The organism is Phenylobacterium sp. (assembly GCF_041919955.1).
Taxonomy (GTDB): Bacteria; Pseudomonadota; Alphaproteobacteria; order Caulobacterales; family Caulobacteraceae; genus Phenylobacterium.
Genome location: NZ_JAYRSU010000033.1, coordinates 20,557 through 35,367 on the forward strand (window position 1 = coordinate 20,557; position 14,811 = coordinate 35,367).

The following is a 14,811-nucleotide window of genomic DNA, read 5'->3' on the forward strand; positions in this document are numbered from 1 at the left end:
GCCCATGCTCGAAGAAAAGATTCGCATCCTGATCGTCGAAGCCCGCTTCTACGACGATCTCGCCGACGAGATGCTGAAGGCCGCCGCCGACGTGATCACCGCGCACGATGCGGAGTACGACGTCATCAGCGTGCCCGGCGCGCTGGAGATCCCCGGGGCGATCGCCATCGCCGAGGAGGGCGGCCACAAGCCGGCCGGCAAACGCTATGACGGCTATGTGGCCCTCGGCACGGTGATCCGCGGCGAGACCTATCACTTCGAGATTGTCTCCAACGAGTCGGCGCGAGGGATCATGGACCTGACGGTCGGCAAGCGCCTGGCCATCGGCAACGGCATCCTGACCGTCGAGGACGAAGACCAGGCCTGGGCTCGCGCGCGGGCAAGCGAAGGCGACAAGGGCGGAGCCGCCGCACGCGCCGCGCTGGAAGTCATCGCCCTGAAGCGCCAGCTGCTGGGACACGCGCGATGAGCCGCAGCCAGCGTTCCGTCGCGCGCCTCGCCGCCATCCAGGCCCTCTACCAGATGGAAGTATCGGGCGCGGGCGTAGAGGCGGTGATCCGCGAATTCTCAGATCATCGCTTCGATCGCAACATCGAGGGCGATTCCGAAGGCGAGGGCGCGACCCTGGCGGCGGCCGACGAGGCGTTCTTCGCCGATCTGGTGCGCGGGGTTGTCGGCCATCAACGCGAGATCGATGCGGCTGTCGTCGGCAAGCTGGCGGCCAATTGGCGCCTCGAGCGGCTGGACGCCACAGTGCGGGCTATCCTGCGCGCTGGCGTGTTCGAGCTGGCGCACCGGCCCGACGTGCCGACCGAAGTGGCGATCGACGAGTATGTCGAGCTCACCAAGTCGTTCTTCGAGGGGCCCGAGGCGGGGTTCGTGAACGGGGCGCTGGACGCGGTGGCCCGCGATGTCCGGGACTGACGAACGCCCGTCCGACGACCTGGACGAGTTCGGGCAGATCGCCCGGCTCTATCGGCCCCTGACCCGCGGCGCGCCAGAGGCGCTCGACCTGCTGGACGACGCCGCCGTCATCCCCTCGCGGCCAGGCTTCGATCTGGTTGTGACCAAAGACGCCATGGTCGAGGGCGTGCACTTCCTGGCCGGTGAGGCGCCGGACATGATCGCGCGAAAGCTGCTGCGCGTGAACCTGTCCGATCTCGCAGCGAAGGGCGCAAAGCCCTATGGCTACTTCCTGGCTGTGGCCTGGCCGAAATCCTGCGACTGGAGCGCCCGCCAGCGCTTCGCCGATGGTCTGACGCAGGACGGGCAGATCTTCGACCTGACCCTGCTGGGCGGCGATACGGTCTCGACTTCCGGCCCGCTCACGCTGTCGCTGACCATGTTGGGCTGGGTTCCTTCGGGGCGGATGATCCGCCGCGGCGGCGGACGGCCCGGCGACTTGGTCATGGTGTCGGGCGCAATCGGAGACGGTTTCCTTGGCTTGGCCGCTGCGCGAGGGGAAATCCCCGATGCGGACGGCTATCTCGCGGGGCGGTATCGGCTGCCGACGCCCAGACTGGACCTCGAAGCGGCGCTGTCTGTCGGTGCGAATGCGGCGGCGGATGTATCGGACGGACTGATCGCCGACGCGGGACACGTGGCGCGCGCCAGCAGGTGCGGTTTGCGCCTCGATCTCGACCGCCTGCCGCTGTCGCCGGCGGGGCGGGGGTGGCTAGCGGGGCAAGCGGACCGTACTGCGGCCTTGGTCTCGCTCGCCAGCGGCGGCGACGACTACGAGATCGTCTGCGCGGCCCCGGCGCCGCTCGAGGGCTTTACGGTCGTCGGCGCCCTGACCGTGGAGGACGAACGGGACGTCCGTGTGGACGGAGCACGGATCGAGGCCGGTCCGGGCGGCTGGCGGCACGGTTAGCGGCCCGGCAATCCTTCGCTGGTAAGCAGGCCGCATGATCTGCCGCGCGCTCATCCTCAGCCTCGTCGTCGCAGCAGCCGCGGGGCCGGCCCTGGCGGCCAAGCCGGCCGCCGAACCGTCCAAGGACGCGCCCGCCGGGCAGTATGTCGACGTCTCGCCGGTCGCGATCCCGATCATGGCCGAGGGGCGGCTGATCAACTACGTTTTCGTCAACATGCGCATTCAGCTGACAGCCAGCGCGGACGCGGCCAAGTGGCGAGCGAAGGAGCCCTACTTCCGCGACGCCCTGGCGCGGATCGGCAACCGCATGTCGTTCACCGACCCCAAGAACTACGCCGCGGTCGACGCGCCGCGGCTCGTTGACGCCTTCACCCGGGAGGCGACGGCGATCGCCGGCAAGAACGTGAAGGCCGTGGTGATCACGTCCCAAACGCCCAAGCAGCGCCTGGGCCTGCCGCGGCCTGGGGCCGCCAGCGGCGGCGTGCGCCGGGAAATCCAGCCCTAGGGCCCAGCTCCGCGCGCCCTGCCGTTACGTAACCATGGTCAACGGGACGTTGCGCGTCTCGGTTACAACTGGCAACGTCTCGACCATCAATAAGGAGCGCTGGACCGACGGCGCTCCACTTGAGGGAAAACGACAGGGGCCTGGAGCGTCGAGCACCGCCCAATCGTGGGCGGCGGACGGCGTCTTCGCGCAATCGATAGGGGCGCTTAGAACATGAGTCTTACGCTTACGCTGGTGATCGCCGCCGGCCTATTGGCGGTGCTCTACGGCATCGTACGAACCGCACAGTTGTTGCGCGCTTCTCCCGGAAATGCGCGAATGCAGGAGATCGCCGCGGCGATCCAGGAAGGCGCTCAGGCCTATCTGCGCCGCCAATACACCGCCATCGCCATCGTCGGCGTCGTCGTGCTGATCGCGGCGGCCGTACTGATCGGCCCGCTGGCGGCGGTGGGCTTCCTGATCGGCGCGGTGCTGTCCGGCGCGGCCGGCTTCATCGGTATGCTGATCTCGGTGCGTGCGAACGTGCGCACGGCCCAGGCGGCGTCGGAAGGGCTCGCCAAGGGCCTGGCCCTGGCGTTCCAGTCGGGCGCGATCACCGGCATGCTGGTGGCGGGCTTCGCCCTGGTCGGGGTGGCCGGCTACTACGCGATCCTGGTTGGACCGCTCGGCCATGAGAACACCAGCCGCGAAGTGGTCGACTCGCTGGTGGCCCTGGGCTTCGGCGCCTCGCTGATCTCGATCTTCGCCCGCCTCGGCGGCGGCATCTTCACCAAGGGCGCCGACGTCGGCGGCGACATGGTCGGCAAGGTCGAGGCCGGCATCCCCGAGGACGACCCCCGCAACGCGGCGACGATCGCCGACAATGTGGGCGACAACGTCGGCGACTGCGCCGGCATGGCGGCCGACCTGTTCGAAACCTATGCCGTGACCACGGTCGCCACCATGGTGCTGGCCGCGATCTTCTTCCGCGGGACCGAGGTCGTCGGCTCGATGATGCTGCTGCCGTTGGCCATCTGCGGCGTCTGCATCGTGACCTCGATCCTCGGCACGTTCGGCGTGCGGCTGGGCAAGTCCAACAACATCATGGGCGCGCTCTACCAGGGCCTGATCGTCACCGGCGTGCTGTCGGTGGCGGCGATCTACTGGGTCGTGACCTCGCTGGTCACCGGACCGGTCACCGTCGGCGACAAGACCTTCGACGCCATGAGCCTGTTCTGGTGCGGCGTCACCGGCCTGATCGTGACAGCCCTGATCGTCGTGATCACCGAATACTATACCGGCACCGGCTTCCGTCCGGTGAAGTCGGTGGCCAAGGCTTCGGTCTCCGGCCACGGCACCAACGTGATCCAGGGGCTGGCCATGTCGCTGGAATCGACTGCGGCTCCGGCTCTGGTCATCGTGGTCGGCATCATCGTCACCTATGGCCTGGCGGGCCTGTTCGGCATCGCGATCGCCACCACGGCGATGCTGTCGCTAGCTGGCTTCATCGTCGCTCTAGACGCCTTCGGCCCGGTTACGGACAACGCCGGCGGCATCGCCGAGATGGCGGGCCTGCCGTCGGAAGTGCGGGTGACGACCGACGCCCTCGACGCGGTCGGCAACACCACCAAGGCCGTGACCAAGGGCTACGCCATCGGTTCGGCCGGCCTCGGGGCCCTGGTGCTGTTCGCGGCCTATACCGAGGATCTGAAGTACTTCGCGGGCAACGCCGCGCCGGGCTCGTTCTTCGATGGCCTCGGCGCGGTCGCCTTCGACCTCTCCAACCCGTACGTAGTGGTCGGTCTGCTGGTCGGCGGCCTGCTGCCGTTCCTGTTCGGCGGCCTCTCCATGACCGCGGTCGGCCGGGCGGCCGAGTCGGTCGTCGCCGAGGTGCGCCGTCAGTTCAAGGAGAACCCCGGCATCATGACCGGCGAGGTCAAGCCGGAGTACGGCCGGGCCGTGGACATCCTGACCCGCGCGGCGATCAAGGAAATGATCGTGCCGTCGCTGCTGCCGGTGTTCTCGCCGATCGTGCTGTTCTTCATCATCAACATGATCGCGGGAAAGGTGAACGCTTTCGCCAGCCTTGGCGCGATGCTGATGGGGGTGATCGTCACCGGCCTGTTCGTCGCCATCTCGATGACCTCGGGCGGCGGCGCCTGGGACAACGCCAAGAAGCTGATCGAGGAAGGCCACCACGGCGGCAAGGGCTCGGAAGCCCACAAGGCCGCGGTGACCGGCGACACCGTCGGCGACCCCTACAAGGACACCGCCGGTCCAGCCGTGAACCCGATGATCAAGATCACGAACATCGTGGCGCTGCTGCTTCTGGCTGTCCTGGCCCATAGCGCGGCGAGCTAGGTCGGCCGCCCGTAAAACGAAAGAAGCCCCGGAGAGCGATCTCCGGGGCTTTCTGATTCTGTCAGGCTGTCTGCCTTAGCGGCGATCGCCAGGGCGAGTGCCGGGCACGCCCTCGTCGTCCGAGTTCGGCAACATGGTGCCGCGGCCGACATTGCCGAGCAGCTGTTCGAGGATGGTCAGCTCGCGACCGCGGGTCGGGGTCTCGCGACCGTTGAAGGCGATGACCTTGCCGTCCTTCAGGGTCATGACGTCGACGGTCTTCACGACCTCGCTGTCCTTGTCGAATGTCACGGCCACGACGTTGCGGGAGGTCACGACCGGACGGCGGAACGCCACGCGTTCCTTGATCTGGTCGATGTAGAACCAGACATTAGGATCGAAGGTCGAGGTCGCCGACGGCGAGCCGAGGCTCGCACGGACGGTCGACTTGGTGTCGGTCCCGACCTTCACGTCCTTCGGATTGGCCTCGATCGCCTGGAAGCCAGAATAGGTCGTAATGGGCGCACAAGCCGTTGCGGAGGCCAGCAGGCCGGCGGCGAGTGCGGCATAAGCGACGCGTCGAAACATGTGCGAACCGGACCTGTTCAATTCTTCGAGGCTTTGACCTATCGCTCGCCGCCCCTTAGTTCAATGCCGCCTGTATCTGCGCCTGACGGCGAAATCGAGGCCGATATGTTCCTGGACCGCTTCTTCCGCCCCCGCGCGACCCTGGCCATGGGGCAAAAACTGTACGCCGGCGTGGTGGCGCAGGCCCGTACGCCCGCGCTGTACGAGGCCTATGGCGTGCCTGACACGGTCGAGGGCCGGTTCGAGCTCTACACCGCGCACGTCTTCCTGCTGCTGGATCGACTGCGGGGGCAGGGCGGTCGCGCCAGTGAGACGTCGCAGGCCCTCTTCGACACCTATCTGGCCGCGCTCGACGACGCGCTACGCGAAATGGGCGTCGGCGACCTCTCAGTGGGCAAGAAGATGCGCAAGCTGGGCGAGGCGTTCTATGGCCGCGTGAAGTCGTACGAGTCGGCGTTCGCGGCCTTGCCGTTGACCGATCATCTCCAGGCGCTGCTGGGACGCACCGTCTATGCCCAGGGCGGCGGAGAGAACGTCGCCAAGCTGGCCGATTACGTGCTGCGCCAGCGCTCAGCGCTGGCCGACCAAAAGCTGGAAATCCTGCTGGACGGCCGGGCCGCGTGGGTCGAGGCATGAGCGACTGGCGTTACGTGGTCCGGCTGTCGGACTTATCGCGCGGGCCGGTCAGCGCAACCCTCGAGCCCGACGCGGCCACACGGGAATCGATCGCCAAGCGGCTGGGCCTGGAGAGCCTGGACGAGCTTGCGGCTCGCATGACTGTGCGAGCCTGGCTTGATGGAGCGGAGATCACCGGACGCTTTCAGGCGCGGGTTGGCCAGATCTGCGGGGTCACGCTCGAACCGTTTGAAAGCGACCTAGCTGGCGACCTCGCCCTGCAGGTCGTTCCGGCCGGCAGCCCCAACGGACCGGCCGAATCGGCGGGGACCGAGATCGAGATGGATCTCGACGCCCCCGATCCGCCGGATGTGCTGGAGGGGGAGGAGATCGACCTCGCCGCCTATCTGGTGGAGCATCTCGCCCTGGAGATCGATCCTTTCCCTCGCAAGCCGGGGGCGGAGTTCGACTATCAACCCGACGTCACCGAGGAATCGCCTTTCGCAGTTCTGAAGAAACTGAAGGACGATGATGCGCGGTAGGCTCTCCGTTTGCATCGCCGCCCCCCGGGCCATATCTTCCGCTGGCTTGCGGCGCGCCGCTGTAAGGGATGAAGCTGCGCCGTGACCCAGACACTCACAATTTCCGTCGATGCGATGGGCGGAGACCACGGCCCCGCAGTTGTCGTCCCGGGCGTGGCCAAGGCCGCGGCCGAATCGACGTTTCTGCGATTCCTGTTGCACGGCGACCAGACGGCCATTGGCGCCGAACTGGCCAGGCACCCCTCACTGAAAGACCGCGTAGAAATCCGTCACGCCGACCGCGTGGTGGCTATGAACGAAAAACCCGCCCAGGCGCTGCGCCGCGGCAAGGGCACATCCATGTGGGCGGCTATCGAGTCGGTGAAGGCGGGAGAGGCCGATGCAGCCGTCTCCGCCGGCAATACCGGCGCGCTGATGGCGATATCGCTGCTGATCCTGCGGATGAGCGTGCCGGTCGAGCGGCCTTGCCTGGTCGTAAGCTGGCCGGGTGTAAAGGGCGTCAGCACAGTTCTGGACGTCGGCGCCAACGTCGATTGCGACGCCGAGCGGCTGGTCGAGTTTGCGATCATGGGCGAGGCCTTCCATCGCGCCGCCCACGGCGTGGCGCGTCCGACCGTTGGCCTGCTGAACATCGGCTCGGAAGAGATGAAGGGCCACGAGGAGGTGCGCCAGGCGCACGCCATCCTGCGGTCCGACAAATTCGATCTGGACTACCGTGGGTTCGTCGAGGGCGACGAGCTTTCACAGAACAAAACCGACGTGGTCGTGACCGATGGATTCACCGGCAATATCGCGCTGAAGACCGCGGAAGGCACCGCAAGGTACGTGGGCGGTGAACTGCGCGCGGCACTTACCAGCTCGATCGTGACCAAACTCGGCGCCCTGATGGCCCGCTCGGGCCTGATGGCGTTCAGCGAAAAGCTGACCCCCGACGCCGCCGCCCCGCTGCTCGGCCTCAACGGTGTGGTGGTGAAGAGCCATGGCGGGGCGTCCGACCGCGACATGGCCTCAGCGATAAGAATGGCGGCCAAGCTTGCGCGAAGCGACTTCGCAGCCGAGATCGAACGGAATATGACGCGGCTCACCGCCGCGGTGGCCGACCAGCAGCCGCCGGCCGTGGATGGAGCCGCCTGAGTGACCAAAGTTCTGCGTAGCGTCGTGACCGGTGTGGGCGGGTATCTGCCCGACGAAGTCGTCACCAACGACGACCTGGCCAAATTCGTCGACACGTCCGATGAATGGATCGTCGAGCGGACCGGCATTCGCCAGCGCCATCGCGCGGCCGAGGACCAGCCAGTGTCCGATCTGGCGGTCGAGGCTGCCAGGCGCGCCCTGGAGGCGGCCGGACGCGCACCGGAAGAGGTCGATCTGATTATCGTGGCCACCACGACGCCGGACCTGACCTTCCCGGCGGTGGCGACCATCGTGCAGCGCAAGTTGGGTTGCCCGGTTGGCGTCGCCTTCGACGTCCAGGCCGTGTGCTCGGGCTTCGTCTATGCTCTGTCAACGGCGGACGGCTTCGTAGCGCGCGGCCGCTCGAAGTGCGCTCTGGTGATCGGCGCCGAGACCATGACCCGGCTGATGGACTGGACTGACCGCGGCACCTGCGTGCTGTTCGGCGACGGCGCCGGCGCGGTGGTTCTCGAGCCCCAGGACGGGGAAGGCACGACGGCCGACCGCGGTCTGCTGGGCTTCGCCCTACGCGCCGATGGCACCAAGCAAGACCTGCTGTTCGTCGATGGCGGCGTTTCGACCAACGGAAAGGTCGGCCATCTTCGGATGCAGGGCAATCAGGTGTTCCGCCACGCCGTGGTCAACATCTCCGAGGCGATCTTCGCCGCGGCCAAGGACGCCGGGATCGAGATCAGCGAGGTCGACTGGTTCATCCCGCACCAGGCCAACCAGCGAATCCTGGAAGGTGTCGCGCGCCGCGTCGGCATCCACGAATCAAAGGTCGTGACCACGGTCGCCGAGCATGCCAACACTTCGGCCGCCTCGATCCCGCTGGCCTGGTATCAGGCGGTGCAGGACGGCCGGATCAAGCCTGGCCAGATGCTGTTGCTAGAGGCTATGGGCGGCGGCCTCACCTGGGGTGCGTGCGTGGTGCGGCTCTAGGAGGTGATTGCGAGGCGCTTGCATCTGCGCGCCGTCGGCGCGAGGGTGTGCGAGCAGGCGATCTATCCGCAGAAGTCTTTGACCTGACGCGATAATCAGGCCATGACGGCGTGTCGATCTATTCAGTAACGGTGTTTTCCGGGGTAGGGGCGTTCATGAAAGGCGCTACGGTTACGCGGGCCGACCTGTGCGAGGCGGTCCATGAAGAAGTGGGGCTGACCAGACAGGACTGTTCCGAGCTCGTCGAGCGAACGCTGGAGCTCATGGTCCAGGCGCTCGAAAAGGGCGAGCAGGTGAAATTGTCCGGTTTCGGCGTGTTCCAGGTGCGGGCCAAGAACGCACGCATGGGCCGCAATCCGAAGACTGGGGAGCCGGCGGCCATCGAGCCGCGGCGCGTGATCGGATTCCGCGCCTCGCAGGTCATGAAGGCGCGAGTCGACCGCGCCCTGGCGAAGTGAGGGCGGACGGGTCGTGGCCAAGGGGCCAGACGCCTTTCGCACCATCTCGGAAGCAGCCGACGAGCTGAACGTTCCGCAGCATGTGCTGCGGTTCTGGGAGACCAAGTTCTCCTTCATCCGGCCGATGAAGCGCGCGGGCGGCCGGCGCTTCTACCGGCCGCAAGACATCGCAGTCCTGCGCGGCGTGCGGGCGCTGCTGCATGACGCCGGCTACACCATCAAGGGCGTGCAGAAGCTGCACAAGGAGCAGGGCCTTAAGCGCTTGCTCGCCGCCGCCGACGGCGACCTGGGCCCGCGGCCCGAGAATCTGGCCTTCGACCTTGCCAACAGCGACCTGACGGAGGAGGGGCGCGAGCGGTTGCTGTTCGCGCTCGACGACCTGCAGAGCGCCAAGCGCCGCCTCGACGCCTTGCTGGACAAGGCCTGAGCCCAGCGCCAGACCAACGATCGCCGCCTTTCCCCGAGATTCAGCTTGCCCGCCTCGCGCAAGCGGTTAGAAGGGCCGCTCGCCGATGTCGGAGCGTGGCGCAGCCTGGTAGCGCACTTGACTGGGGGTCAAGGGGTCGCAGGTTCGAATCCTGTCGCTCCGACCATCGGCGTTATGCCCCGCCCGAGGGGCGATCTCCCAACATGTCGATAAAGCATTGCGGCTGATTGCGAGCGGCCGCAGCCATGCACGACATAATTGCAACGTGCCAATTCTTGCTATCCAGAATTGAGATTCCATTAACCATCGCAACCGATGTTCCGCCATTCATCGGAGAAGAACACACATGAAATTCCAACTCTGCGCCGCCGTTGCGGGTATCGCTCTGCTGGCCGCTTCGGGAGCCTCGGCGCAGTCGACCGTGCCGGTCGGCCCGTACGTCCAGGTCAACCTGGGCTCGAGCGTCGCCGGCAAGACAGACTTCAGCGCGACGACCGGATCCTTTTCGGGCTCGCAGGACGCCGACCTCGACAAGGGCTTCTTCGGTAGCGCCGCGGCCGGCCTGACCTTCGACAACAGCGTCTCGCTTGAGGGCGAGCTGCTGTATTCGAAGAACGACATCGACACGGCCGACATCGATCGCGTGCTGGGCCGCAAGCTGGAGGCTTCGGTGAAGACGACGGCGATCATGGCCAACGCCTTCTACAACATCGGCGGTCTGGGCCCGATCAACGCCCGCGTCGGCGCCGGCGTCGGCTACGGCCGCTCGGAGTACAAGATGCTCGGCGCGAGCGACAAGGACGGCGGCCTGGCGTGGCAGGTCATGGTCGCGGGCGCCTATCCGGTGACCGACAAGATGAGCCTGGACCTCGGCTATCGGTACCTGCGCACGGCCGAATACGAAGCCAGCGACGGCGTCACCAAGGCCAGCGCTGAGACGGGCGCCCATGTGGTGACCGTCGGGGCGCGCTTCGGCTTCTAAGCGAAGGGGTCTTCGGAAAGACAAGGGCCGCTCCGAACGGAGCGGCCCTTTTGTGGCCGTCTAGCGGCCGCGATTCATCCAAGAGATCAGCGGCAGGATCGGCACGCCCCAGGCGAGGCCGCCGATCCCATAAAAGGCCAGTTGGGCCGCCCAGTGGTCGGGCAACCGTTCACCGATCATCGTCATCGTCCAGGCGTAGAGGCCCAGGAAGACCACGATGCCGATTCCGCCGATGAACTTTCGGACGCGCGCGCTCATGCCACGGCTATAGGGGCGGGCGGACGCGCCGTCACTCCGTTCTGAACGCTAGGTGCGTTTCTTCATCAGTCCGAGCAGGAACAACAGCAGCACGGCGCCAACAGTGGCGACGATGAAGCTGCCGAGCCAGCCGCCGAAATTCAGATGCAGCAGGTTGTTCGCGATAAAGCCGCCCAGCAGGGCCCCGACCACGCCGACCAAGAGATTGGTCAGAAGACCGTGATCGCGTTTCATTACCTTTTCGGCCACGAAGCCGGCCGCGATGCCGATTACGATCCAGCCGATAATCCCGACGCCTTGCATGAACTAGCCCTCCGGTTGAGTTCCACTAACCAAATGCGGTCAAGCTTCCGTGGTTCCGCCTCCGCGGCATGGACCTGCGGGCCGATCTCCGATAGCGGATCGCCGTAAGAACGCCCCGAAGAGTCCGCATTTGTAAGTCATGACGTCATTCCTTCGTTCCGACCGTTCGCGCCCCGTGGCCATCTGGCTGTTCGTCGTGGCGGCGCTGGTGCTGGCCATGGTGGTGGTCGGCGGCGCGACGCGTCTGACCGACTCGGGCCTGTCGATCACCCAGTGGAAGCCGGTGGCCGGCGCCATGCCCCCGCTCTCGGCGCAGGACTGGGCCGAGGAGTTCGCCCGCTACAAGGAGATTCCCCAGTACCAGCAGGTCAACAAGGGCATGACCTTGGAGGCCTTCAAGGCGATCTACTGGTGGGAGTGGAGCCACCGGCTGCTGGGGCGCCTCGTCGGGGCGGTCTTCGCTCTGCCGTTTGTTTACTTCTTGGTTCGACGTGAGCTTCCGCGCCGGTTGATCGTGCGATGCGCAGGCCTGTTCGTGCTGGGTGGCCTGCAGGGCGCCATCGGCTGGTGGATGGTCGCGAGCGGCCTTTCCGAGCGTGTCTCCGTGGCGCCTGAACGTCTGGCGGTGCACCTGGGCCTGGCCTTCGCCCTCCTGGCGGCGCTGGTCTGGACCGCACTTGACGCGTGGGCCGGCGCGCCGCGCCAGACCATTCCCAACCCCTGGAACCGCGGCGCCTGGGCGCTGATCGGCCTGATCTTCTTCCAGATTCTGCTTGGGGCCCTGGTCGCGGGCAATGATGCGGGCTTCGCCTACAACGACTGGCCGCTGATGAACGGCGCGCTGTTTCCGAAGGACTACGCCGGCGCTGGCCTATGGCAGACCCTGGCGCACAGCCAAGCCGCCGTGCAGTTCAACCATCGTCTGGTCGCCTATCTGCTGACGATCGTCGGGATCGTCACGACCTGGGTGGCCTGGCGCTCGCCGCTGCCGAGCGAGGCCAAGGCCTTGGCGGTAGCGACCGGCGTCGCCATCGTTCTGCAGGCGATGCTCGGCGTCGTCACCCTGATCTTCGCCGTCCCGATCGGCCTGGGGATGGCGCACCAGATCATGGCCGCCATCGTCCTCTCGCTCGCAGTCGCCTTCGCTTGGCGGGTGCGTCGCCCTTAGACCTTGAAGGAGGCCCACGGCCCGGTGATCGCGAGCGTGCAGCCGGGCGTGTAGATGTTGACGAACAGGGTCGAGCCATCGGGCGAGAAGCAAACCCCGGCCAGTTCCGACGTGCCGCGCACCTTCGCCCCGGCCATTTGCTGGGCGTTGCGGCCCAGGGTGTAGACCTTACCCTCCGGCGTGACGGCGCGCAGGTAGTTGGTGCCGCCGATCTTGTCCTCGCAGGTCACAACGTGGCCCCAGGGCGAGATCGCCAGGTTGTCGGCCATCTCCATGAAGCGCACGTCCGAGGGCTCGACGAAGAGCTGCAGCTTGCCGGGCGCATCGGCCTCGCCCGCTCGGCCCTCGTGGGCGCTGGGGACATAGCGCAGCACCTGGCCATGGAACTTGGGTCCGCCGCTGGTGCAGGCGAAATAGAGCTCACCCTGACCGAAGAAGATCCCTTCGCCGCGCGCGAACCATGACGCGCCAGCCGCGTGGCCGCGCTGGCGCAGGTCGTTGCTTGGATTGTCGACGCCGTCGAGGTCGATCCAGCGGACGGATTTCCAGTCGCCCTGGCGCCAGGCCGTCTCGTCCCAATTGCGCGGATCGCCTTCGACGGCCATCGCCTGCAGCCGGCCGCCCGCATGCAGCTTGCGAGGATCATTGGGCAGGTAGCGGTAGAACAGGCCCCTGCCGTCGACCTCGTCTTCGGTGAGGTAGACGACGCCGGTGCGTGGATCGATGGCGCAGGCCTCATGCTTGAAACGGCCCATGCCCGTGATCGGCAGGGGCTCGGCCAGGCCCCGCAGTTTCGAGGGCACTTCGAACACCCAGCCGTGGTCCTTCTTCACGCCCTGACCGGCCTTCACGACCGTCTCCTCGCAGGTCAGCCACGAGCCCCAGGGGGTGACGCCGCCCGCGCAGTTTACGGCGGTGCCGGCCAGGCTGAGGTGCTGAGCCTTCAAGGCGCGGGCCTTGAGATCGTAGACGAGGGTGCTGGTCCCGCCGCCCAGCGGCAGACCTTCGATGTCGGTGTCATAAAGGGTCGCCGGGCCGACCTTGGGCGCCAGGACACGATCCTGACCATAAGCAGTGATCTGGAGGTCGCGAGGCGGGGGGCTGATCTCGTGATTGCGGACAAGGGCGACCGTGTTGCGGCCGACCGGGAAGCAGCCCATGCCGTCCATCTTGCCCGGCGCGAGCAGGCCATCGTCCATCCGTTCCCCGGCCTTGGACAACACGCGATAGGAAAACCCCTCGGGCAGATCGAATATCTCGGCCGGGTCGCGGCGCAACGGGCCATAACCGGCGACCTCGCTGGCATAGCCGGGGGCCGAATAGCCATCCTCTCCAAGCGACTGGGCGCCTGCATAGCGCGCCAGGCCAGCGAAGGCGGTGCCGGCGGCGGCGGCATGGAGGATACGACGGCGGGAATGAAGCATGCGGCCCCTCGGCTTGACGGTGTTCGGAACCATAGGGCCCAACTTGTCGTTTGCAGCGGTATTATGATACCAACATCACGAAAGCCTTGCCCGGCAACGATTTGCGCAAGGTCGTGCGCATTCGATGTTGACAGCTCTGTCTGGGACCAGTACTAGCCGCGCCCTCGCCGGGACCTTTCCGTCCCGCCAACTAACGGACCCGTTCCCATGATGAAGACGACGGCTTCGCTGAAGCCCGCCGACGTCGAGAAGAAGTGGATCGTGATCGACGCTGAGAACGCCGTGGTCGGCCGTCTCGCTTCGTTCATCGCCATGCGTCTTCGCGGCAAGCACCGCCCGGACTACACCCCGCACGTCGATTGCGGCGACTATGTCGTCGTGGTCAACGCCGACAAGGTGAAGTTCACCGGCAAGAAGCTGCAGGACAAGACCTACTACTGGCACACCGGCTATCCGGGCGGCATCAAGGAACGCACCGCGGACAAGATCCTCGGCGGCAAGTATCCGGAGCGCATCCTGGAGAAGGCTGTCGAGCGCATGCTGCCGAAGGAAAGCCCGCTGGCCCGCAAGCAGATGACGCACCTGCGCATCTACAACAGCGGCGAGCATCCGCACGAGGCGCAGAACCCCGAGACCATCGCGTTCGCCGACCTGAACGCCAAGAACGTGCGGAGCCTGTAAGACAGATGTCCGAGACCCAAGGTTTCGAGGCCCTGCAAAGCCTCTCGTCCAACCCGCAAGCCGCCGCGCCGGCCGAGCCGAAGATCGACGCTCAGGGCCGCGCCTACGCCACCGGCAAGCGCAAGAACGCGATCGCCAAGGTCTGGATCAAGCCCGGCAAGGGTTCGATCACGATCAACGGCCGCGATCAGGAAATCTATTTCGCCCGTCCGGTGCTGCGCATGATGATCGCTCAGCCGCTGCAGGTCACCGACCGTCTCGGCCAGTTCGACGTCATCGTCTCGGTTGAAGGCTCGGGCCTGTCGGGCCAGGCCGGCGCGATCCGTCACGGCCTGTCGAAGGCGCTCACCTATTACGAACCGGCCCTGCGCCCGGTCCTGAAGCCGCACGGCTTCCTGACCCGCGACAGCCGCGTCGTCGAGCGTAAGAAGTACGGCAAGGCCAAGGCCCGCCGCAGCTTCCAGTTCTCGAAGCGCTAACCGCGCGCGAGCACTCGCGTTTGGGAAGGGCGCTTCGGGCAACCGAGGCGCCCTTTCTTTTTGTCCGATCCGCC

Annotated in this window: 19 protein-coding genes and 1 tRNA gene; 16 read left to right on the forward strand and 4 right to left on the reverse strand. The window is 66.5% G+C overall.

The annotated features are described in order from the left end of the window. Positions 1-4 precede the first annotated feature (4 nt). The 5 genes from ribH to ACE3T2_RS19805 all read left to right on the forward strand — a co-directional run bounded on the left by ribH (position 5) and on the right by ACE3T2_RS19805 (position 4,718). Complete coding sequence (gene ribH / locus ACE3T2_RS19785; RefSeq protein ID WP_374660548.1) at positions 5-469, forward strand: 6,7-dimethyl-8-ribityllumazine synthase; 465 nt, start codon at positions 5-7, stop codon at positions 467-469. Further along, positions 466-924: a transcription antitermination factor NusB gene (gene nusB, locus ACE3T2_RS19790; protein WP_374660550.1), complete on the forward strand. Its 459-nt coding sequence runs from the start codon at positions 466-468 to the stop codon at positions 922-924. The genes ribH and nusB overlap by 4 nt, the downstream gene beginning before the upstream one ends. Then, entirely contained in the window at positions 911-1,873 is a 963-nt protein-coding gene (gene thiL, locus ACE3T2_RS19795) for a thiamine-phosphate kinase (RefSeq protein WP_374660552.1), read from the forward strand. Before nusB ends, thiL begins: the two co-directional genes overlap by 14 nt. A gap of 34 nt (positions 1,874-1,907) precedes the next feature. Then, positions 1,908-2,378 (forward strand): hypothetical protein, encoded by a 471-nt coding sequence (locus tag ACE3T2_RS19800; protein ID WP_374660554.1) that lies wholly within the window; start codon positions 1,908-1,910, stop codon positions 2,376-2,378. 213 nt (positions 2,379-2,591) lie between these two features. Next, positions 2,592-4,718, forward strand: a complete 2,127-nt coding sequence (locus ACE3T2_RS19805; RefSeq protein ID WP_374660556.1) for a sodium-translocating pyrophosphatase — start codon at positions 2,592-2,594, stop codon at positions 4,716-4,718. Positions 4,719-4,793: 75 nt separating this feature from the next. Here ACE3T2_RS19805 and ACE3T2_RS19810 read toward each other — a convergent pair whose 3' ends face one another. Further along, positions 4,794-5,285, reverse strand: coding sequence for an outer membrane protein assembly factor BamE (locus ACE3T2_RS19810; protein WP_374660558.1), 492 nt, complete (start codon positions 5,283-5,285; stop codon positions 4,794-4,796). Between the two features lie 105 nt (positions 5,286-5,390). On the opposite strand from ACE3T2_RS19810, the gene ACE3T2_RS19815 reads away from it, so the two are divergent. From ACE3T2_RS19815 to ACE3T2_RS19850, 8 genes are all read left to right on the forward strand, one after another. Further along, a complete protein-coding gene (locus ACE3T2_RS19815) occupies positions 5,391-5,921 on the forward strand; it encodes a ubiquinol-cytochrome C chaperone family protein (protein WP_374660560.1) in 531 nt (176 codons plus the stop codon). After that, a complete protein-coding gene (locus ACE3T2_RS19820) occupies positions 5,918-6,442 on the forward strand; it encodes a DUF177 domain-containing protein (protein WP_374660562.1) in 525 nt (174 codons plus the stop codon). The genes ACE3T2_RS19815 and ACE3T2_RS19820 overlap by 4 nt, the downstream gene beginning before the upstream one ends. Before the next feature lie 114 nt (positions 6,443-6,556). After that, positions 6,557-7,576 carry a phosphate acyltransferase PlsX gene (gene plsX, locus ACE3T2_RS19825; protein WP_374660586.1) on the forward strand — a complete coding sequence of 340 codons (1,020 nt, stop codon included), beginning with the start codon at positions 6,557-6,559 and terminating at the stop codon, positions 7,574-7,576. Next, on the forward strand, positions 7,577-8,557 hold the full coding sequence (locus tag ACE3T2_RS19830; protein ID WP_374660564.1) for a beta-ketoacyl-ACP synthase III: 981 nt from the start codon (positions 7,577-7,579) through the stop codon (positions 8,555-8,557). A 155-nt stretch (positions 8,558-8,712) separates the two neighbouring features. After that, positions 8,713-9,015 (forward strand): integration host factor subunit alpha, encoded by a 303-nt coding sequence (locus ACE3T2_RS19835; RefSeq protein WP_374660566.1) that lies wholly within the window; start codon positions 8,713-8,715, stop codon positions 9,013-9,015. A 13-nt stretch (positions 9,016-9,028) separates the two neighbouring features. Continuing rightward, a complete protein-coding gene (locus ACE3T2_RS19840) occupies positions 9,029-9,442 on the forward strand; it encodes a MerR family transcriptional regulator (RefSeq protein ID WP_374660568.1) in 414 nt (137 codons plus the stop codon). Positions 9,443-9,531: 89 nt separating this feature from the next. Next, positions 9,532-9,608 (forward strand) — tRNA-Pro (locus ACE3T2_RS19845). 180 nt (positions 9,609-9,788) lie between these two features. Beyond that, positions 9,789-10,424 (forward strand): outer membrane protein, encoded by a 636-nt coding sequence (locus tag ACE3T2_RS19850; protein WP_374660570.1) that lies wholly within the window; start codon positions 9,789-9,791, stop codon positions 10,422-10,424. A 60-nt stretch (positions 10,425-10,484) separates the two neighbouring features. Here the strand turns inward: ACE3T2_RS19850 and ACE3T2_RS19855 are convergent, their stop codons facing one another. Together ACE3T2_RS19855 and ACE3T2_RS19860 are read right to left on the reverse strand one after the other, a co-directional pair. After that, on the reverse strand, positions 10,485-10,682 hold the full coding sequence (locus ACE3T2_RS19855; protein ID WP_374660572.1) for a DUF2842 domain-containing protein: 198 nt from the start codon (positions 10,680-10,682) through the stop codon (positions 10,485-10,487). Positions 10,683-10,730: 48 nt separating this feature from the next. Next, positions 10,731-10,985 (reverse strand): GlsB/YeaQ/YmgE family stress response membrane protein, encoded by a 255-nt coding sequence (locus ACE3T2_RS19860; protein ID WP_374660574.1) that lies wholly within the window; start codon positions 10,983-10,985, stop codon positions 10,731-10,733. A 139-nt stretch (positions 10,986-11,124) separates the two neighbouring features. Here ACE3T2_RS19860 and ACE3T2_RS19865 point away from each other — a divergent pair, with 139 nt between their 5' ends. Continuing rightward, complete coding sequence (locus ACE3T2_RS19865) at positions 11,125-12,153, forward strand: COX15/CtaA family protein (RefSeq protein WP_374660576.1); 1,029 nt, start codon at positions 11,125-11,127, stop codon at positions 12,151-12,153. Here ACE3T2_RS19865 and ACE3T2_RS19870 read toward each other — a convergent pair. Further along, the gene (locus ACE3T2_RS19870; RefSeq protein WP_374660578.1) at positions 12,150-13,577 is read right to left on the reverse strand and encodes an alkaline phosphatase PhoX; all 1,428 of its coding nucleotides are present in this window, start codon (positions 13,575-13,577) and stop codon (positions 12,150-12,152) included. The two genes, ACE3T2_RS19865 and ACE3T2_RS19870, sit on opposite strands and share 4 nt — an antisense overlap. A gap of 207 nt (positions 13,578-13,784) precedes the next feature. Here ACE3T2_RS19870 and rplM point away from each other — a divergent pair, with 207 nt between their 5' ends. Both rplM and rpsI read left to right on the forward strand, forming a co-directional pair. Continuing rightward, positions 13,785-14,258: a 50S ribosomal protein L13 gene (gene rplM, locus ACE3T2_RS19875; protein WP_374660580.1), complete on the forward strand. Its 474-nt coding sequence runs from the start codon at positions 13,785-13,787 to the stop codon at positions 14,256-14,258. Between the two features lie 5 nt (positions 14,259-14,263). Beyond that, positions 14,264-14,737 (forward strand): 30S ribosomal protein S9, encoded by a 474-nt coding sequence (gene rpsI, locus ACE3T2_RS19880; protein WP_374660582.1) that lies wholly within the window; start codon positions 14,264-14,266, stop codon positions 14,735-14,737. The last annotated feature ends 74 nt before the right edge of the window (positions 14,738-14,811 follow it).